The organism is Sphingobacterium sp. 2149 (assembly GCF_031455655.1).
In the GTDB taxonomy this organism is placed as follows: Bacteria; Bacteroidota; Bacteroidia; order Sphingobacteriales; family Sphingobacteriaceae; genus Sphingobacterium.
Genome location: NZ_JAVDTD010000014.1, coordinates 18,457 through 39,031 on the forward strand (window position 1 = coordinate 18,457; position 20,575 = coordinate 39,031).

General features: G+C 38.1%; 13 protein-coding genes. All 13 read left to right on the top strand.

Features of this window, described 5'->3' with window-relative positions:
- Positions 1-387: 387 nt before the first annotated feature.
- The 13 genes from J2X77_RS19330 to J2X77_RS19390 all read left to right on the top strand — a co-directional run bounded on the left by J2X77_RS19330 (position 388) and on the right by J2X77_RS19390 (position 20,510).
- Complete coding sequence (locus J2X77_RS19330; RefSeq protein WP_209580379.1) at positions 388-909, top strand: RNA polymerase sigma-70 factor; 522 nt, start codon at positions 388-390, stop codon at positions 907-909.
- 52 nt (positions 910-961) lie between these two features.
- Positions 962-2,101, top strand: coding sequence for a FecR family protein (locus J2X77_RS19335; protein WP_209580383.1), 1,140 nt, complete (start codon positions 962-964; stop codon positions 2,099-2,101).
- A 228-nt stretch (positions 2,102-2,329) separates the two neighbouring features.
- Complete coding sequence (locus tag J2X77_RS19340; RefSeq protein WP_310082088.1) at positions 2,330-5,935, top strand: SusC/RagA family TonB-linked outer membrane protein; 3,606 nt, start codon at positions 2,330-2,332, stop codon at positions 5,933-5,935.
- Between the two features lie 24 nt (positions 5,936-5,959).
- Complete coding sequence (locus J2X77_RS19345; protein ID WP_209580386.1) at positions 5,960-7,555, top strand: RagB/SusD family nutrient uptake outer membrane protein; 1,596 nt, start codon at positions 5,960-5,962, stop codon at positions 7,553-7,555.
- A gap of 2 nt (positions 7,556-7,557) precedes the next feature.
- On the top strand, positions 7,558-8,448 hold the full coding sequence (locus J2X77_RS19350) for a putative zinc-binding metallopeptidase (RefSeq protein WP_209580389.1): 891 nt from the start codon (positions 7,558-7,560) through the stop codon (positions 8,446-8,448).
- A 6-nt stretch (positions 8,449-8,454) separates the two neighbouring features.
- Complete coding sequence (locus J2X77_RS19355) at positions 8,455-9,747, top strand: DUF4302 domain-containing protein (RefSeq protein ID WP_209580391.1); 1,293 nt, start codon at positions 8,455-8,457, stop codon at positions 9,745-9,747.
- Between the two features lie 178 nt (positions 9,748-9,925).
- Positions 9,926-10,588, top strand: coding sequence for a hypothetical protein (locus J2X77_RS19360; protein ID WP_209580393.1), 663 nt, complete (start codon positions 9,926-9,928; stop codon positions 10,586-10,588).
- A gap of 209 nt (positions 10,589-10,797) precedes the next feature.
- The gene (locus tag J2X77_RS19365) at positions 10,798-11,637 is read left to right on the top strand and encodes a sigma-70 family RNA polymerase sigma factor (RefSeq protein WP_310082092.1); all 840 of its coding nucleotides are present in this window, start codon (positions 10,798-10,800) and stop codon (positions 11,635-11,637) included.
- Positions 11,638-11,683: 46 nt separating this feature from the next.
- Entirely contained in the window at positions 11,684-12,841 is a 1,158-nt protein-coding gene (locus J2X77_RS19370; protein WP_209580395.1) for a FecR domain-containing protein, read from the top strand.
- Positions 12,842-13,093: 252 nt separating this feature from the next.
- The gene (locus tag J2X77_RS19375; RefSeq protein WP_209580397.1) at positions 13,094-16,720 is read left to right on the top strand and encodes a SusC/RagA family TonB-linked outer membrane protein; all 3,627 of its coding nucleotides are present in this window, start codon (positions 13,094-13,096) and stop codon (positions 16,718-16,720) included.
- 11 nt (positions 16,721-16,731) lie between these two features.
- Entirely contained in the window at positions 16,732-18,201 is a 1,470-nt protein-coding gene (locus tag J2X77_RS19380) for a RagB/SusD family nutrient uptake outer membrane protein (protein ID WP_209580399.1), read from the top strand.
- Positions 18,202-18,204: 3 nt separating this feature from the next.
- On the top strand, positions 18,205-19,203 hold the full coding sequence (locus J2X77_RS19385) for a substrate import-associated zinc metallohydrolase lipoprotein (protein WP_209580400.1): 999 nt from the start codon (positions 18,205-18,207) through the stop codon (positions 19,201-19,203).
- Positions 19,200-20,510, top strand: coding sequence for a DUF4302 domain-containing protein (locus tag J2X77_RS19390; RefSeq protein ID WP_209580402.1), 1,311 nt, complete (start codon positions 19,200-19,202; stop codon positions 20,508-20,510). The genes J2X77_RS19385 and J2X77_RS19390 overlap by 4 nt, the downstream gene beginning before the upstream one ends.
- Positions 20,511-20,575 lie beyond the last annotated feature (65 nt).

The window sequence follows — 20,575 nt, forward strand, 5'->3', positions numbered from 1 at the left end:
CTTGTCAATTAGAACCTTCGATATTTCATCTTAGTCAACGCTAATAGGGCGATGAAGGTTTTTTGAAAGTTTCCAATATAGTAAAAAAACTCGGAAAAACCGAGATTTTTATGTGTTTTGTATCGAATGAACGTAAAAAATATAAGAATGGATTTGCTCGTAATGGAATTTGTTAATGATAAAATGATAGCCGAGATAAATATTTTAGGTTAGTTAACTACGTATTTTCATTGTAATTATCTTGATGGTCTTTGCAAAATAGGTAATAAATATGTTAATAATTGTTAAAATAAGATTAAATCTCTATCTTTATGCTAGACTAGTTTATCGGACTCCGTTAATAGTAACTGATCAATTTTTTTATTACACCCACTTTCGCTTTATCGTATGGGACCTGAAGAAAAGTTATTTAGACAGCATTATAAAAGTTTATGTCATTTTGCATGGAAATTTGTGGGAGAATCTTCTGTTGCCGAAGATCTGGTACAGGAAGCCTTTGTTACCTTTTTCAGAGAAAAACAGCGGATGGATGAATCCGAAGCGTTTGTGCGAAACTATTTATATACTGCTGTGCGGTTTTCTTGTTTAAAGCATTTACGTCATGAAAAAGTAAAGGAAAAGTATTGGACGCGGGTTGAATTCAATGAGGAAGATGAGCATTCCGTTGAGCTTTCCATTATTCATACCGAAGTGATCAATGAAGTTTATCGAATTATTGCCCAAATGCCTTCCGCTTGTCAACAGATTTTTAAGATGGGCTATTTGGAGGGGTTGTCAAATCTTGAAATTACAGAACGACTTCAAATTAGTGTAAACACAGTTAAGACCCAAAAACAACGTGGGATGAAAATCTTGATGGAGAGGCTACATCCCGAGTTTTTACCCCTTATTATTTTTTTGTTAAAATAATTTTAATTTATTGTCACCCTTCGCCATTCTATAGGGTTTCTAACCTATAGATATGAACACCAACACCAATTACATTGCCAGACTCATTAATAAATTGCTTCGAGGTCACGAAACCATAGCGGAACGGGAGGCAATTGAACATTGGCGAAAATCTGATAAGCGCAATGATGATTTAATTGAAAGCTTTCAGGACGCAAAGAATATAGAGGGAGATCTTACCTTTTTTGGTGATTTGGATGAAGACGTTGCTTGGCGTAACATTCAGCGGACCCCAAAGAGAATTAAGAAAAATTATATTCCTCTTTTTGGTGCTGCAGCCGTTATTTTAATATTGATGGCGACGTCGCTCTTTTATATCCTCCATGAGGAAGGAATAGTTTCTGATCAAGCATCATCTGCTCGTTTGGTAAAAACAGATATTTCACCTGCCGAGTCGGGGGCTCTATTGGTTTTGGCTGATGGATCGATTATGCCTTTGGAGAAGTCGCGCAAAACTGTAGATCCAAAATTCGTTGCAGATAATATCGCTCGAATGGACGTTCCGGCAGAAGACGTACTATTGCAATTTAATACATTGGTCGTTCCCAAAGGGAATTTTTACAAACTATCTTTAGAAGATGGTACCCTAGTCTGGGTGAATGCAAACTCTCAACTTAAATTTCCTGTAAAATTTCCCGATAAAGAACGTCGTGTCGTTTTGGAGGGTGAAGCTTATTTTGAAGTTTCCCATGATGCCAAGCGTCCATTTTTTGTAGAATCCAAGGGGAATGAAGTGAAGGTGTTAGGTACACATTTCAATATCAATGCTTATAGTAATAATGTTCGAACGACATTGTCTTCCGGAAGAGTACAAGTAAGTAACTCGGGGGATGTGATCATTCTGGAGCCTGGAGAATATGCTAACCTTATTGCTGGCCAGCTTCATAAAGGAACGGCAGATTTAGAGCATGATCTTTCTTGGCATAATAATCAGTTTTATTTTAAGAAAGAGACAATTGTGGAAATCGCTTCCACGCTTTCGAAATGGTATGACATCCAGGTCAAATTTAAGCAAGATGTCGCATTGAATAAAGTGTATACAGGTAATTTTAAGCGTGATGTCAAGCTATCGCAAGTTTTGGAAATGCTGACCTATGTTTGTGATTTGAAGTTTGAACTTCGTGGAAAAGAATTAATTATAGAAAATAAATAAAAGTGCTTATGTGAAAAATTGATACCTAACCTACGAGCCTTATACAAAAAAAGAACAGGAATGTTGCAGCATCCCCGTTCCGGAATGATTAAAAGGCCTAAAAAATTAAAAATGCGAATTAAGTAAACCCTATTAACCACAAAGAGTAAATGTATGAATAACTTACCATTTGGCAAAACGTGGCGACTGATACCTCATGACCCTCGGTTTTGTAAACCTTTACGTATTATGAAAATTAGTACCTGCCTTCTTTTCGCCTTTGTGACCGGAGTCCAAGCCAACGGCATTGCGCAGAAAGTTACGTTGAAAATGAAAAATGCACGGATTGAAGAAGCGCTCAGCGCGATTTCCAAACAGTCCAACCTACAGCTATTTTACGGGGAGAATATCGATTCTAAATCACGTGTCAGTGTAAATTTGAAGAATGCAACCGTTGAAGAAGCCTTGAATTCTGTTTTACGCAATAATCATATCGATTATAAGATTATTGCGAATACGATATCTGTAAATGGCAAAACTCAAGGTGCTGCATCTAGCAATATAATTCAGCAAGGGATTTCAGGGACAGTCAGGAGTAAAGAAGGAAGCACTTTAGCAGGAGCCACTGTGTCCGTGAAGGGTGCAAATATTACTACGCAGACAGCTCCTGATGGCAGCTTTCGAATAAATGCCGGTTCAGATGCCACTTTGGTTGTTCGTTATGTTGGCTATGAGACTGTCGAAGTCGCGGTTAAAGGACGAAGTGCTATTGCGATCGTTTTGGCTTCAAATGAAAAACAGATTGAAGAAGTTGTTGTCACTGGTATGGGACAACGTCTTGATAAACGGTTATTTACTGGAGCTACTTCACAGATTTCAGGTGAAGCAGCGCAAATCGGCGGACAGATTGACCCTAGTCGTGGTTTAGAAGGAAGAGTAGCAGGGGTTTCGGTTCAAAACGTAACAGGAACTTTCGGTACAGCACCAAAAATCCGTGTCCGTGGAGCTACATCTATTTATGGAAGCTCAAAACCACTTTGGGTCGTTGATGGAGTGATTATTGAGGATGTTGCCGACGTTAACTCAGATGAACTGTCCTCTGGTGACGCATTGACGTTAATAAGTTCTGCGGTAGCAGGTCTAAATGCGCATGATATTGAATCCTTTCAGATTTTAAAAGATGGCTCGGCAACCTCAATTTATGGAGCTCGGGCTATGGCGGGGGTTATCGTAATTACGACTAAAAAAGGTACAGCGGGCCGCAGTTCGCTTAACTATACAGGAGAATACACGACACGTGCTACACCTCGATATTCCGAATTCAATATTATGAATTCGCAAGAGCAAATGTCTGTATATGACGACATGTACAATAAAGGATATATTGGATTTGCTGATTTACCGGTCGCTAGTAATAGTGGTGTTTATGGCGATTTATATAGGCGCATCCAACGAAGCGAGATCCCAAATGATCTGTTCACCGATAGACATAATGTCAATAACTTCCTTAAAGAAGCTGAATTTCGAAATACAGATTGGTTTGGTCAACTGTTCCAACCAAGCCTACAGCATAACCATTCTGTGAGTATGTCTTCTGGAACTGAAAAATCGCAATATTATTCTTCCATCAGTGGTCTTGTAGATCCGGGCTGGACGAAACGTAGTAAAGTAAATCGCTATACTGGAAATTTGAATGCTAATTATAATATTTCAGATCGTCTTAAGCTTAATATTATTACCAATGGGTCATATCGTAAACAACAGGCACCGGGTACCCTTGGTCAATCTAAAGATGTGGTCTTTGGCCAAGTAAAGCGTGACTTTGATATTAACCCATATGCATATGCGATGAATACATCGCGTACGTTAGATCCAAATACCTTCTACACCCGTAACTACGCTGCGTTTAATATTCTGCATGAATTGGAAAACAATTATATGGATATTGATGTAGCCGATCTACGTTTTCAAGGGGATTTGAAATGGAAAGTTATTCCTGGCTTAGAGTTAGGAGCTTTTGGTTCAGTTCGTTATCAGTCTACGACTCAGCACCACTATATCAAGGATCGTTCGAACCAAGCAATGGCTTATCGCGCGGGTATCTCAGAACCTGAAAACACGACCATTCGTGATAAAAATCCTTTCCTGTATACGGATCCGGATGATCCTTATGCAAGACCTATTTCGGTATTACCAGAAGGTGGAATTTATAATCGGACTGACTACACCATGTTTGAGCAGCTATTCCGTTTTACTGCTCAATATAATAAGACCTTTGATCAAAACAATATTCTTAATGTGTTTGCTGGATCCGAACTTACCTCATCGCAACGCAACAATACCTGGTTTAGAGGCTGGGGAATCCAATATGATTTAGGAGAAAGTCCTTTTACCGATTATAGGGTTTTTAAGCGTGGTCAAGAAGAGAATTCACCTTATTTTTCCGTCAACCGGAACAATAAAAATGACCCTTCAAATACGCGTTACAAACAAGCTGCTTTTTTTACAAATGTGACCTATTCCTATGCAGGGAAATATACATTGAATGGTACATTTAGATATGAGGGTGCAAATAAATTAGGTGAAGCAACCTCTGCGAGATGGATGCCTAGCTGGAACCTGTCCGGAGCATGGAATGCACATGAGGAAAACTTCTTTGAAAACTTGAGACCAGCTTTTTCACATTTTACCTTAAAAGGCTCTTATAGTTTAACGGGCGATCGAGGACCATCGACTGTCACAAATTCGTATGCGGTTTATCGTTCCTATACTCCATGGCGCCCTACGGCGGGAGATGCCGAATCTGGTTTAGAAATAGCAGATTTGGCCAACAATGGTTTGACTTATGAAAAAAAGCATGAGTTGAATATTGGAACGTCCATGGGATTTTTAGATAATCGGATAAATCTAGATTTTGATTGGTTTAAACGCGATAACTTTGATTTGATCGGTATTATCAATACCCAAGGGTTAGGCGGGCAGATTTCTAAATTTGGTAATGTGGCTGATATGAAATCGCACGGAGCTGAGTTGAGCCTAACTGGCCATATCTTTCGCGATCAGGCATTTAAATGGACGTCAAACTTTATTTATTCTAATGTGAAAACAAAGGTGACGCGTTTGGACACTAGAAGCCAAGTGATGGATCTCATCACAGGTACTGGATTTGCCCTAGAAGGAGGCCCCGTTCGTGGACTCTACTCTATACCATTCGTACGATTGAATGATGAAGGATTGCCGGTCTTTTTAAATACAAATAATCAGGAAACTGTTACGGATTTAAATTTTCAAGAACGGGATAAAATTGGCTTTTTAAAATATGAAGGGCCAAGTGATCCTATTCATACAGGAAGTTTGGGGAATATGTTTAATTATAAAAACTTTGGTTTAAATGTATTTATTACTTACTCATTTGGTAATGTTGTACGACTTAATCCCGTATTTTCCAACGAATATTCAGATTTAACGGCATCAACCAAGGAGTTTGCGGACCGTTGGATGGTGGCGGGAGATGAAGCCTTCACGAACGTACCTATTATTGCTACAACCGGGCAGAACAGGGCATATGCCAACGATTTGAAGTATGCCTATAGTGCCTATAATTATTCATCAGTACGTACGGCGAAAGGTGATTTTATTCGTATGAAAGATGTTTCATTAAGCTATGAATTCTCGAAGGATTTAGTGAAAGCGTGGAATATTAACTCCTTAGGATTACGTTTTAATGCAACTAATTTATTCTTGATTTATGCGGATAAAAAGCTGAATGGACAAGATCCGGAGTTTGTCAATGCTGGAGGGGTAGCTGCTCCAATTGCGAGACAATATACATTGACCTTACGTTTAGGCTTGTAACCAAAATTTTAAATCGTAATTGAAATGAAAAGAAATAGAAAATTATATATAGCAGTTGCATTGATTTGTAGCTTGGGTTTATCATCCTGCAATAAGTTTTTAGATGAAATGCCTGACAATCGTGCAACACTTGATACTGAGGCTAAAATTGATAAGTTGTTGGTCTCTGCTTATCCAGAGGTGGCCTATTTGATGAGTGCTGAACTTTCATCAGATAATGTCGATGATTATGGCCCTACCAATCCCAATAGTCAGCGTTTTATGGAAGAGTTATTCCATTGGAAAGATGTTACAGACAATCAGGATGAGGGACCTAAAGACGTCTGGGAAGCTTGTTATAAAGCGATTGCTAGTGCAAATGCGGCATTAAAAGCAATCGAAGAAATGGGGAATCCAGCCAGTTTAAATCCTCAAAAAGGAGAAGCCTTGGCTGTAAGAGCCTATAATCATTTTACACTCGTTAATTTATTTGCGCAGCATTATACGAAAGCAAATGCGGCAACAGATTTAGGAGTTACTTATATGACCACCGCAGAGGAAGATCTCGACCCGAAATATGAACGGAATACAGTCCAGGAAGTATATGACTATATCGTAGCTGATCTAGATGAAGCTATTCCGCTGATTGATGATTCTTCGTTCGGATCCACCCCCAAATATCATATGAACTCTAGGGCTGCAAACGCTTTACGCGCTCGAGTCGCCCTATATATGCAAGATTGGGAAAAAGCCGTCAGTTTTGCCAATGCAGCGATTGGAACGAATCCAACGAGTTTACTTCGAAATTATGAAAGGATTGCCGCTGACGCAGTTGGAAGTAGAGGATTTCCAAATGGAGCAATATCCTATACAAAGAGTGAAGAAAAGGCCAATTTAATGGTAGCCACTGCCGCAACGCAACATGGTGTAATATTTGGCCCCTATACCTATGGTTCGAGGTATTCCCATGGCGCATTTTTGGCAAACAATGAAACAGCCATGGCGCAAGGGCCTTATGGAAAATTAGGTGCAACTGGTTATGTACTACGTGTTTCTGTTTATGCAGGAACAAATTTAGATAAAGTATTGTTTCCCCGTGTTTCGTATATGTTCGAGTATACGGACCCTGTCGCAGGAATTGGATATGCCCGTGGTGCTTATGTACCATTTACTACAGAAGAAACGATGTTGGTTCGTGCTGAAGCTCTTATTCACCTGAAACGATACGATGATGCTGCGGTCGATATGAAGCGTTGGGTTGACAATACCCTGGTAAGACCGCCAGTAAACTTTACGGTAGCTAGTATCAATACATGGGCAAATGGAATAGATTATTCTTCTGCTCAATCACCCACAGCAAAGAAAGCATTGAATCCGCAGATGATTCCATTTGAGGTTGGTACACAGGAGAATATGCTCCATGCACTGTTGTTTTTACGTCGTGTAGAAACTCTTCACATGGGACTGCGTTGGTTTGATGTTAAACGCTATGGTATTGAAGTAGAAAGACGTGTATTGAGTTCTTCTGGTGCAGTAGCTTCCGTAGAAACAGATACAAAATTAATTGCGCGTGACAAAAGGGCGGCTTTGCAAATTCCTGCTGAAGTTATTGCCGCCGGTTACACACCTAATCCAAGATAATTATGAAAATATTAAATAAGATTAATGTATTGTTGTTTTCTTCGGTGCTCTTATTTTCGTGCTCTGAAGAAAAGCTGAACCCTGAAAGTATATTTGTGGATCAGAAAGTGGAAAAAAATGAACTGGACAATTATATAGATCAAACCTATACGAAGGATTATAATATTGCAATTCTTTACAAATTTGTTGAAAAGGAGTCTGATTTAGATTATAATTTGAGTCCTGCAAGTTATGAAAGTTCCGTCAGAATGACCAAATTATTATATCATCTCGGTATTGAGCCTTATAATAAAGTCACTGGTAGTAAGGATTTTATTCGAAAATATTTTCCAAAATTGTTGAATTACATTGGTTCTCCAGCTTATCGCAATAATGGAACATTTGTATTGGGAACAGCGGAAGGTGGTGTTAAAATCACCCTTTATCTGTTGAATCAATTGAATGCAAACACAGGAAAGGATATTGCGTTTTTAAATAATACATACTTTCATACTATGCATCATGAATTTGGTCATATTTTACACCAGACTAAAGGGTATCCCGCTTCTTTTGAACAGATTACAGGTAGGAGTTATGTATCGGATGCCTGGAGTGATGTCTATGAGAGTGAAGCAGAAGCTACCGCATTGGGATTCGTTTCTCCATATGCTTCCAAAGAACCCAATGAAGATTTTGTAGAGACTTACTCCTTTTATATCACATTGTCGCCAGCGCAATGGAACCAGCGTATCAGCAGAGGAGGAGAGGAAGGTAAAGCATTGATTGAGGCTAAACTTGACATCATACGTACGTATTTCCAAAATGTTTGGAATATCAACTTAGATGAGTTGCGTGATGAGATTCTAGCGAGGCAAGCGGATCTACCTAATTTTGATCAAACATCTTTAAAATAAGGAATCATGAAATTAAAATATTTAATTGTCTTAATATTACTTCCGTTTTTATTAGTTACATCATGTAAGCGGGACGAGGATCGGATATTTGATGCAAATGCAACGGTTAGAATAACCGAAGCTGTAGAAAAAACCTACACTGTTTTGCAAGCGAATAAAGCGGGTTGGATAATGAAGTTTTATCCAAGCAATAATCAGGAATTTGGAGGATATACACTCTTTAGTAAATTTATTTCGAATGCTGAAGTTACGGTTGCATCTGATCCTTTTTCTGGATCACAGACCAGTTCATACTCAATTTCTCCGGAATCGGGACCTGTATTAACATTTAACGGTTACAATAAAAACATTCACTGGTTTTCTGAGCCAGGTAAAGATAACGGTGGGATAGGTGCCGATGATAGTGGTATGCGTGGTGATTTTGAATTCATTGTACTTAATGCAAGCGCAGACTCCGTGGTTTTGAAAGGTAAGAAAAGTGGTAGTTACTTGGTGATGTTACCTTTGAAAGATGGCGAGTTTGAAACCGAGTCTAAAGCTTATCAAGAGGCAGCGGCTAAGTTTAAACAATTTGGCGTATTTAATTTAGAAACAAAGGATGGAGAATCTGCTGTTATGGGGTATAGTCCTAAAATGCGTGTCTTTGGCAATCCGCTGGATCAATCCGCTAAAGGTATGGCTTTCAGAGTCGTTCCAGGAGGGCTTGAATTTTACGAAAAGTACACAATGGCCGGTGTAACCTTTGACTTTTTAAAATTTATTGAGCCAACAAGCACTTATCCATATGGTTATTACACAGATAATGGTAATACGTTTAAAATTGTTCCAGAGGTGACGCCGATTAATTTATGGTTTAAAGCTAATCTATGGTCCATGTCTTATAAGAATGTAGGGCCAATTGGACAAGTATATTGGAACAATGCAAAAACCAAATTAAAAGCAAATGGTATTACGTTAAACAATATGTACATCGGAAATGCAGGAGTGGAAGTACTATACTATGTGCTGCAAAACGGCGCCGTAGAAGGAGCAGTGGGACATAATATCACTCCAGTATCAGGAACTGTTGATCAAGTCAGAATAACATTTACGGGCTCGTTATACAATGTTGTTGGTTTTACTGCTGCTTATTGGACAGGTGGATTGAGCGAGTTTACCACACCATTGAATGGACGTACGTTCCGAATTACATCCGATGAGGTGAATGAGCCATCATCCGTATTATTAACTGATGTGGCTGCTCCAACGAACACATTTAAAGTTTTCCTAAGTGATATCAATGATCCATTGAATAACTAATAACAATATTGTTAAGCCAATTTTAGTTGTTAAGCAGAGACATCCCCAACATTCAGTTGGGGATGTCTTTTACTTTATTTTAATATATATTATAAATATGTAATAAAAAGTGATTATAAATTGTCTTTCTCTAAAATATAGTTCAATTTAAAGTATTTGATTTAATGTTTCTGATTTTATGAAGTATACAATTAGCCTTTTATTTCTTTTTTGGGTAAGTGCCCTTAGAGCACAACAAGACACGGTAAGAAAGATACGTCTGCCACTAGAAGTCATCTATTTCGGAGGGGTCCAATTTAATAACGCAAGTAATCTGAATAGAATCTTAAAGCAAGAAGGTGCTGGAAAATTCCCTGGATTTGGCTGGAATGCCGGAGCAGGCATAGCTTACCGTATTAAGCAAACATTAATCGGAGGGAGTTTTAGTTTATCCACAAATAGTAAAAAAGATAACATCTTGAACACCGGCGATTTTGTTTTGCACGTGGCAAGTAATGCAGTTCGCGCAGGCAATTTTATATTGAGTCCACAACTTGGTGTTGGAGTCCAATGGTCCACTTTTACAATTCAAAAGCATGGTCAATCTGGTTCATTTGATGACTTTTTAGATTCCAATTCTAATCAGACCCAGATGGAATATAACGCAGCTATTGTAGATTTTAATATTACACTGAAATCAATGAATAAAAACAGGACAGTGTTTTATCCTGAATGTAGAGTTGGTTATAAATCTGCTATTACGAAGAACGAATGGAAGCTTATTGGCACGAAAGCCACGGATGTACCTACAGATAGGCTAGGAAACCTCTATTTACAACTTGCTTGGGGAATTGGACGATAATGAATATTATGTTCTCCGTAGTGCTAATCATTGTAGCGTGCTCAAGAGAACTGTTGTGTTGGAAGGTTATGAATACCCAGAGAAAACTGTAAAGTATGTTTCGGTAGGATAGAAGTATAGTTTATGTTTAATGGCTCTTCCAAAGATTATTTGGAGGGGCCATAATTTTATAAGATTATGCACAATATTCTTTTCTATTTTGAAAAACGGTGTTAGTTTTTGTTACTTTCTCTTATGGTGAGCATAAAACTATTTTTTTGACAACTTTTTTTCGATATCTTGATATATTTCGTCTTAATCGGGTTGACACGATTTTCTTTTGTTGCTTATTTTTAGAAAAAACTCTATTTATAAGTGCAAAAAATGTAATCCAAATAATATTTTTTATTTTTTTGCAAATAATAAAAAATATTAGCCATTTTTATAGCACAATTATTAAACATCTCAACGCAGGAGATGTACTTGTATGTCCTAAATATCCACCTATAGAATACAATAAGTGGCAACGAAGAGAGCTAGCGATGCAGAAAGAAGAAATATTATTCAAAACACACTATAATGGATTATGTCATTTTGCATGGAAGATATTAGGTGATCTTATAGTAGCGGAGGATCTGGTTCAAGATGCTTTTATTGCTTACTTTAAACATACGGATCAAGTAAGTGATAATGAGATTGCCATAAAAAATTATCTATATAGTGCTGTCAGATTTGCTTGTTATAATCACATTCGTCATGAGAAAGTTCGTCAAAAATATTGGAACGTCGTAGGTTTTACAGAGGAAGACGATACAGCTCTAGAGCTAAATATTATCCACAGTGAGGTTATTCAAGAGATCTATCGGATTATTGAAGAAATGCCTTTTGCCTGTCAACAAGTTTTTCGTTTAGGCTATCTAGAGGGTTTGTCTAATTTGGAGATTACCAAAGAACTACAGATTAGTATCAATACCGTGAAAACACAAAAACAGCGTGGAATGAAAATGCTGTTAAAACGATTAAATCCTGAATTTATTCCCCTTATTATATTTTTGTTAAAAAATATTTAAATTCTTGTCACTCCTTTTTTTGTCTTGCGTTTCTTTAGTGTAATATATGAAAGAAAACAAAGCACATATTGCAGAAGTACTTCGTAAATTCCTTAGTGGTAGCTTGACCGCAGAAGAGCAAAGCCAGCTTGAAGAGTGGTTAAATGCTAGTCCGCAGAACAACCAATTTCTGGAATCTTTTCGCCAAGCAAAAAACATAGAAGAAGATTTGTCTATTGTCCGCAAATTGGACGTCAATAAGGCCTGGAATAAACTAAATAATAAAAATCGTACTGGAATACAACCAATTGGAAAATGGGCGTTAGGAATTGCCGCTTCCATTACCTTTTTAGTCGTGTGTTTCGCACTGTGGCGAACTGAATTTGCTTCTAATATTCCAAAAGAAAGACCACTTGTTGCGGTGCAAAAGCAGGATATCGCGCCAGCGACAAGTGGGGCAATTTTAGTCCTGGCAGACGGAACAAAGATCGCACTGAATAACGATTCTACGAAAACATTGACTAAAAACAGTAATCTTGTTGGCAATATCAATGAGCTGATCGTCAAAGGGACAGATCGGGCTATTCCTGTACAATATAATTCATTAATAGTCCCAAAGGCGAGTTTTTATAGAATGACGCTTGTTGATGGTACCAAAGTTTGGGTCAATGCTCTTTCCCAACTGAAATTTCCCGTACAGTTTTCAAAAACAGAACGCCGGGTCTTTCTTGATGGCGAGGCTTATTTTGAAGTGGCACATAATCCGAATCGACCCTTTGTTGTTGAGTCCAAAGGGAATGAAATCAAAGTGTTAGGTACGCATTTCAATGTGAATTCTTATTCTGAGCAAGTTCGTACAACGCTTGCAGAAGGAAAAGTTGAAGTAACCAGAAATAACCAGCATGTGGTACTATTGCCCGGAGAATATGTATGGTCGTCTAGGAATAATCTAATCAAAGGAGAGGCGGATCTGCAACGGGATCTGTCCTGGCATAATAATGAGTTTTATTTCAAGAAGGAGACGATTGTAGATATCTCACATCAATTATCAAGATGGTATGACCTGGATGTGAAATTCAGGGGAAATGTGCAGTTGGACAAAGAGTATACCGGAAGTATCGAACGAGATGTCAAATTATCTCAAGTACTGGAAATGCTATCCTATGTGAGTAATCTCAAATTCGAAGTGGATGGGAAAAAGTTGATCATAGAAACGAAAAGCTAGAAATATAACCCTAAACTAAACCTAAACCTGGGCGCTTATGAAAAATTAATACCTAACCAAAAGACCTTAAAAAAGAGAACAGGAATGTTGGCGCATCCCTGTTCAGAAAATGTGATTATCAGGTCCTAAATTAAAAAGTCAACAATTAAATCCCAATTAACCACAAAGTGTAAATGTATGAATAACTTACCATTTAGCAAAAGGTGGTTCTTGATCCCTCAAGATCCACGTTTTTGTAAACCCCTGCGTATTATGAAAATTAGTACATGTCTTCTATTCGCATTTGTTACCGGTGTACATGCTAAAGGCACTGCTCAGAGAGTCACCTTAAATATGCGAAATGCACGTATTGAAGAAGCTCTGTCAGCGATCTCCAAGCAGTCTCATCTGCGCGTACTGTACAGCGAAAACCTGAATACCAAGGCCCGGATTTCAGTGAACGTTAACAATGCGTCCGTTGAGGAAGCATTGGATGTTGTCTTGAAGAACAATAATATTGAATACAAAATTATTGCTAATACAATCTCCATCAATAGCAATTCAAAGAATGTCAGTATGAAGGTACCACTGGACATGCAGGAATCTGTTTCTGGCACTGTTAAAAGTCAAGATGGAAAAGTATTAAGCGGAGCTACAGTAACCGTAAAGGGCACTTCTATTTCAACACAGACTGATGATATAGGACATTTTAAAATTAATGCTTCTTCATCAGCTGTTTTGGTAGTACGGTATGTTGGGTTTGGCACCAAAGAAATTCCCGTGGATGGCAAGTCAAGCGTGAATGTAGTGCTTACGGCTGATGACCTTAAGTTAAAGGAGGTTAATGTTGTTGCTACAGGTTACCAAAATTTGGACCGTAAATTATTCACTGGAGCATCATCCAAAATCGACGCTAAGGAAGCTGAGCGTGCCGGTGTTCCAGATATTTCTAGGATGCTGGAAGGGCAAGCGGCAGGTGTCTCTGTACAAAACGTCTCTGGTACATTTGGTGCGGCTCCGAAAATCCGGGTTCGTGGGGCAACTTCCTTAACGGGAGATAATAAACCTTTATGGGTGATCGACGGGGTTATTTTGGATGAGGCTGTCAATATCTCCAACGAAGCATTATCCACTGGTGATGCAAATACCTTACTGGGGTCCTCTGTAGCGGGCTTGAATCCCGATGATATTGAGTCGATCACGGTATTGAAAGATGCCGCTGCAACAGCGATGTATGGTGCGGCAGCGATGAACGGGGTAGTCGTGGTAAATACGAAGAAAGGACGTAATACTGAGGGAGTTGTTAACTTTAATTATTCAGGCAACTTTACAACCTATATAAAACCCAATTATAGCCAGTTCGATATCATGAATTCTGCGCAGCAGATGCAATTAATTATTGATATGGAAAATAAAGGCTACTTGAATCATTCGCAAGTCTCCCGTTCTCCGACAGGCGGAGTCTTTAATAAGATGTATAATCTCATGTATCAGTATAATCCAGCTACGGATTCTTTTGATCTGAGAAATGATGCTCCTTCACGCTATAATTTTTTACAGCGTTATACGAATGTCAATACGGACTGGTTTGATTTATTATTTAAACAGTCTCTGGTTCATGATCATTCTTTAAGTATGTCTACCGGGACCACCAAGAGCCAAACGTATGCTTCTACGAGTTTTATGAACGATTCCGGTTTTACAATAGGTAATAGCGCGAAACGGTTTACGGGCAATATTAGAAACAATTATAAAATTAGTGATAAACTAAGTACGGAATTTATTTTTCAAAGTAATATCCGCGATCAACGTACACCAGGTACTTTAAATAGAGTTTCGGATGCTGTTTTCGGTACTTACTCGCGTGATTTTGATATTAATCCTTACTCTTATTCTCTTAATACTAGCCGTATCATCACTCCTTATGATGAAAACGGAAACTTGGAATATTTCAATCGAGATTATGCCCCTTTTAATATCTTAAATGAAATTGATAATAACTATATCAAACTTAAATTGATGGATATCAAGGTGCAGGGAGGGATAACTTACAAAATTCTACCTTCCTTAACCTATTCTGCAAATGGAATGTACCGTTATTATAATTCAGAAAGACAGCATACGATAACAGAAAATGCAAATTTGTCGAAAGCATATCGGGCAAATGGCGATCAAACCGTTAATGCAGGAAATCGCTTTTTATATGCCGATCCGGATTTTCCGAATACAGATAAATATGTTCTATTGCCTAATGGAGGATTCTTTAATGTCGCTAACAATAATATGATTAGCTATTACATGCGACATAATTTAGAGTATAATCAAAAATGGAATGATCATAGTTTAAATTTATTTGGAACCTATGAATTGCAGTATGCCGATAAGCAAAACCATGATTTTAATGGCCCAGGCATCGAATATGATAATGGAAATCTTGTTATGCCTACTTATCGGTATTATAAGTATGCTATTGAAAGTGGAAATGTACCCTTCGGAATGGCCTACAATTACGATCGAAAGTTAGCTTATGCAGTCCGTGGAGCTTATAATTATAAAGATAAATACTCTTTGAACTTTACCACACGATATGATGGCTCCAATAAAATGGGACACACAAGCGTCGCACGGTGGTTGCCAACCTGGAATATATCGGGAGCCTGGGATATTGATCAAGAGAATTTTTTTAACAAGAATAGTAATATTCTTTCTCATGTACGTTTGCGCGGTACATATGGCCTAGTCGCCAATATGGGGAATGCTTCAAACTCATCTGCAGTGTTTTATAATGCCGTGGCTTATCGGCCGTACGAGTCAGAAAAAGAGGGGAAGATTAATATCAGCGGTTTAGAAAATTCGGAGCTGACTTGGGAAAAAATGTATGAGCTCAATGTTGGTGCCGATTTGAGTTTTTTAAAGAACCGAATAGATCTGAATGTTGATTATTACAAAAGGAATATTTTTGATCTGATTGGTCCTATCCGAACCTCAGGAATAGGAGGTCAATTTGAGAAATATGGTAATTACGCGGATATGAAAAGCCACGGTGTGGATATTCAAATTGGAGGTTATCCATTTAAAGATCCGCAAGGCTTTACATGGAGAACGCAATTTACATTTGGGTACAATAGAACCGAAATTACTAAGCTGAATGTTACCAGAAATATTTGGGACTTGGTGTCCGCGGAGGGAGGAGCTAAACTTGGAAATCCCCATCGCGGATTATACTCCATTGATTTCGATAAGCTTAATGCGAGAAGCGGTTATCCGATGTTCATCGGTACTGACGGTACGCCCGGAACGACCTATTTTTGGCTTCAAGATAATGAAACAGATTTCTTGAAATATGAAGGACCAGTAGATCCGACCATAGCCGGTGGTTATTATAACCGAGTGGAATATAACAATTTCAGTTTTTCTTTTTTACTGAAATTTGCTTTTGGTAATAAGGTCAGATTACAGCCTAGTTATTCATCGTCTTACTTGGATATGTACAATGTATCGAAAGATCTCGTAAATCGCTTTATTTTTCATGGGGATGAATATTTAACCGTAATCCCGTCGACACTTGATCCTTTGTCCGCCGAATTCGATGTCAAGAACTTTTTAGGCGAAAGGAATGCTGCTAACTACACGTATAATGCTTATAACTATTCATCTGAACGAGTGGCTAAAGGTGATTATATCCGTTTGTCTCAAATTTCTATAGGCTACAACGTACCCAAGGAATTGGTGTCACGTATAAAATTCAGGACTGCTCAATTTAATCTAGTGGGCAATAATTTATGGCTATTACATGCTGATAGGAAATTGAATGGCGTGGATCCAGAGTTTTACAGCAATGGAGGTGTCGCTCTTCCAGTGCCTAAGCAAATTACATTATCGGTGAAGTTAGGATTCTAAATAATTATATTATGAAATTAAATACGATTAAATATATATTGCTAACGTCTGTTTTTCTATTTAGCGGATGTAGTAAATATCTGGATCAAGAGCCGGATATGCGTGCTCAGATCAATACGGTAGATAAAGTTAAAAGATTAGTCGCATCAGCCTATCCTGGAAGAAATTCATTGGCCATGGCCGAGACCTACTCTGACAATGTGGAGGACAAAGGTGTTGGAGGTATTTATCAACCGGTACCCTCTCTTTATCAATGGAAAGATATCATAGGTGATGATACGGACTCTCCTACAGCGTACTGGAATTCCTGTTATGAAGCAATAGCTGCAGCAAATCATGCCCTAGCAGCTATAGAAAAAAATAATTTTGGTGACGAGGTTCTGGCCTATAAAGGAGAAGCACTTGTGGCCAGGGCTTATTGTCATTTTATGTTGGCGATTTACTTTGCTAAAGTATATGACTTCAAATCGAATGCATCGAATGATTCTCCAGGAATACCGTACGTGAAAGATCCAGAAACGGTTTTAATAAAGCAATATGATCGAGGTACAGTTAAGTCTACATATGACAATATCCGTAAAGATTTAGAAGAGGGATTGGCCTTATTGGATCAAGGGAATGGTTTGTGGGATGTTCCGAAGTACCATTTTACGCCCGAAGCCGCGCATGCTTTTGCTTCTCGTTTTTATCTGTTCACAGGCGAATGGCAAAAAGTGGTGGATAACGCAAATAAGATTTTTGGAGGTAATTATGTAGGCAAGCTTGTTCCTTATAACTCAACTTTAAAATCATTAGGCTTTGAGGCTGCCCGTACAGAGATTACCAAGGCTACACAACCCTATAATTTGTTAATTACAGAAACGTATAGCGGTTATCAGCGCTGGTGGGACAATCGCTATGCTATGGGAATTAGTGTCGTACAAAATATTTATAATAGCATGACTGCTGCAGGAGCGAAGCTCTACAATTTTGGTGTAAGTTATGGCTCTCCACATTACACAACCTATATATGGAAGGAATTTTGGTACGTAACGAACCCTACCGCCAATACAGGGTTTCCTATGTTAATGGTTCCGGTACTAATGTCAGATGAGGCTTTATTAAATCGAGCAGAAGCTTATGCCGAATTAGGCAATGTAAACGGGGCACTAGCTGATCTCAATTTATTTGCACGCAATAGGATCGACAATTATAATTCAACTGATTATGCTGTTACAGTGGCTAAATCAAAACAATTTTTCGACGTCACTGATGACAAAGAAGCTCTTGTTAAAACAGTATTGCAATTTAAACATGTTGGATTTATGTCCATGGGACTACGGTGGCTTGACATTATTCGTAAAGGGATAACGGTCAAGCACAATGTCATAGGAAGCGATGAACGAGAAACATTTATTGAATTAAAACCCGATGATCCTAGAAGGGTATTCCAAATCCCTCAGGAAGCTAAATTAGCAGGTGTTGAACTAAACCCAAGATAAGTCATGAAGATCATTTTTAAACTATTTACAGGGATTGGTCTAATTGGATTAATTTTTTCCTGTTCGAAAGAAGATAAATTAAATTATACCTTACAAAATTACGATACTTTTGTTCCTGGTACTATCGACAATTGGATCAGCGCGAATCTGACCGATCCATTTAACATCGAAGTTATTTATAGATATCAGCGGAATATGCATGATATTAATAAAAATATAGCACCGGCCGATGAGTCGAAAGTAATCCCGCAAATGAAAATCGTACTCAAGGGATTTTTGGAGGTATATGGAAAAATTGGCGGCTCTAAATTTATTAAACTCTATACGCCGAAGCAATTTGCACTTTTTGGATCTGGTGATTATGATCCTGATGGCTCTGTGAAAGGAGGTACGGCAGATGGGGGAAGAAGAATTACATTGTACGGTCTCAATGGACTGAATGATAACGATGCCAGTTCTGTGATTGGAAATCTACAGGTAATACACCATGAATTTACACACATATTAAATCAAAATCGTTTTATACCAGGCGAATTTGGTTTAGTCTGTGTAGGAGATTATTATGCAGAGTGGACTGCGGCTGAAAATACCGAGGCAAAAGCTAGATCTTTGGGATTTATCAGTCCGTATGCGCGTAAGTCGATTGGTGAGGACTTTGCTGAAACACTTTCACATCTGGTCGTTCGAGGACAAAAGTTTTATGATGATTATGCATCACAATCGGGTGAAACAGCTTATAAGAAATTCAAGGAAAAGGAGTCTATTGTAAGAGATTATATGATAAAGTATTTTAACATTGACGTCACGCAATTGCAAAATGAATTTCAAAGGGTCATGGTTGAAGAATATCATAGCACGGATTATACTTCTGTGATGATTTCATCAGGTAAATATGATCCTTTTTGTACTGATTTCTATACTGAATATACTTTGAGTATGAATAGGTATACGAGATTGAATTCTTACTTATTTGGCCAATTAACCCAGAAAATTACCGTATGAAAAAGATATTTTATGTTATATGTTTGGTTTTACTGACAGTAAGTTGTAATAAGCCGAAAGAAGTTGCTTTGGAATTTGAAAAGGATCCTGACTCCCGTATTGCAGACACACTTTCTTATGTCAGAAAGATGCTTGTCGAATCTCCTTATGGTTGGAAGGGATCATTAGTAACCGAGTATGCCGGAGCCTATGGTTTTTATATGCAGTTTGGTAAAAATGACCGCGTGAAAATGGTTGCTGATCTGGATGAGGAGACGGCTTCAAAAGAGAAAGAGTCGACGTACCGGATACGTCAAATCATGACTTCTACACTTTCTTTTGATACCTACACCTATTTAACTATGCTTGAAGATCCGAACCCAGCTACCTACAATGGGCAGCCAGGAAAGGGGATGGGAAGTGATATCGAGTTTAATTATATTAAAAATCATGGAGATACGTTGTTTTTTGAGGGACGTAAATTTCAGAAATCAATGATCTTGGTGAAAGCAACCGCCAGTGAGAGTCAACAGTATCTCAGTAATGGCTTTGGTAAAAGCAGAAGTCAACTGCTAAATTATACAGATGCTAATCCCAATTTATATATACAAATTCCCTCATTAGAAAGTAAGATTTCGGTATCGTTTAGTGATGAGAGCAGGACAGCCTCTCTTACATATATTTCAGGTAAGGAAATTGTTTCCAAGATTGGTAAATACAATTTTGATCTAGGTGGACTAAATTTTGCTGAGCCTGTAGTGTTGGGCGATTTGACGATTGTAAAGGCAAAGATGCAAGATGGCAAATTTATGTTATTAGATTCGTCCAATAAACCCTATGAAATTATGTCGAACGCTGTACCTGTATTGCCAATTACGGCATTTTTTGGTTATCGCGACACCTACAATTCTATTCAAATTGATGGAGCAACTTTGCCTGGCGGCATAAATTCGGCTTTTAATGATATATGGGCAAGGCAAATCAATACCTACAACGGGTGGGGTGTGAAAATGGTTTCCATGACCTTCCGACTCGTTAGTTCGCAAAAAGCTAAATTAGAAGTATGGTTTTTTGTCAATGGTTATAATTACCGCGTTGACGTCGGCTACGATTATATAATGACTGATAATATAATCAAACTATCCAACGAAGTTCAAAATGATTTAGGATGGATACATAGTGATATTAAGAGCTATTTCAAAAATGCTGAATTTAAGCTGGATTATGTCGCGAGTTCAGATCCGAAAGTAAGAGGAGTAGGAGGATTGATAAAAACAAATAATCCGAATTCGTTTTTCTATGGAAAATTAGTGAAACTAAGTAATTAATTATGTAGTAAAATCGGAAAATCAGTATTGTTTCTAATGCTTACTAGAGACAATACTGATTATAA

Coding starts and splice junctions, on each gene's coding strand:
- J2X77_RS19385 (WP_209580400.1), top strand. CDS start 18,205: ATGAAGATCATTTTTAAACTATTTACAGGGATTGGTCTAATTGGATTA.
- J2X77_RS19375 (WP_209580397.1), top strand. CDS start 13,094: ATGAAAATTAGTACATGTCTTCTATTCGCATTTGTTACCGGTGTACAT.
- J2X77_RS19390 (WP_209580402.1), top strand. CDS start 19,200: ATGAAAAAGATATTTTATGTTATATGTTTGGTTTTACTGACAGTAAGT.
- J2X77_RS19350 (WP_209580389.1), top strand. CDS start 7,558: ATGAAAATATTAAATAAGATTAATGTATTGTTGTTTTCTTCGGTGCTC.
- J2X77_RS19370 (WP_209580395.1), top strand. CDS start 11,684: ATGAAAGAAAACAAAGCACATATTGCAGAAGTACTTCGTAAATTCCTT.
- J2X77_RS19335 (WP_209580383.1), top strand. CDS start 962: ATGAACACCAACACCAATTACATTGCCAGACTCATTAATAAATTGCTT.
- J2X77_RS19355 (WP_209580391.1), top strand. CDS start 8,455: ATGAAATTAAAATATTTAATTGTCTTAATATTACTTCCGTTTTTATTA.
- J2X77_RS19330 (WP_209580379.1), top strand. CDS start 388: ATGGGACCTGAAGAAAAGTTATTTAGACAGCATTATAAAAGTTTATGT.
- J2X77_RS19340 (WP_310082088.1), top strand. CDS start 2,330: ATGAAAATTAGTACCTGCCTTCTTTTCGCCTTTGTGACCGGAGTCCAA.
- J2X77_RS19380 (WP_209580399.1), top strand. CDS start 16,732: ATGAAATTAAATACGATTAAATATATATTGCTAACGTCTGTTTTTCTA.
- J2X77_RS19360 (WP_209580393.1), top strand. CDS start 9,926: ATGAAGTATACAATTAGCCTTTTATTTCTTTTTTGGGTAAGTGCCCTT.
- J2X77_RS19345 (WP_209580386.1), top strand. CDS start 5,960: ATGAAAAGAAATAGAAAATTATATATAGCAGTTGCATTGATTTGTAGC.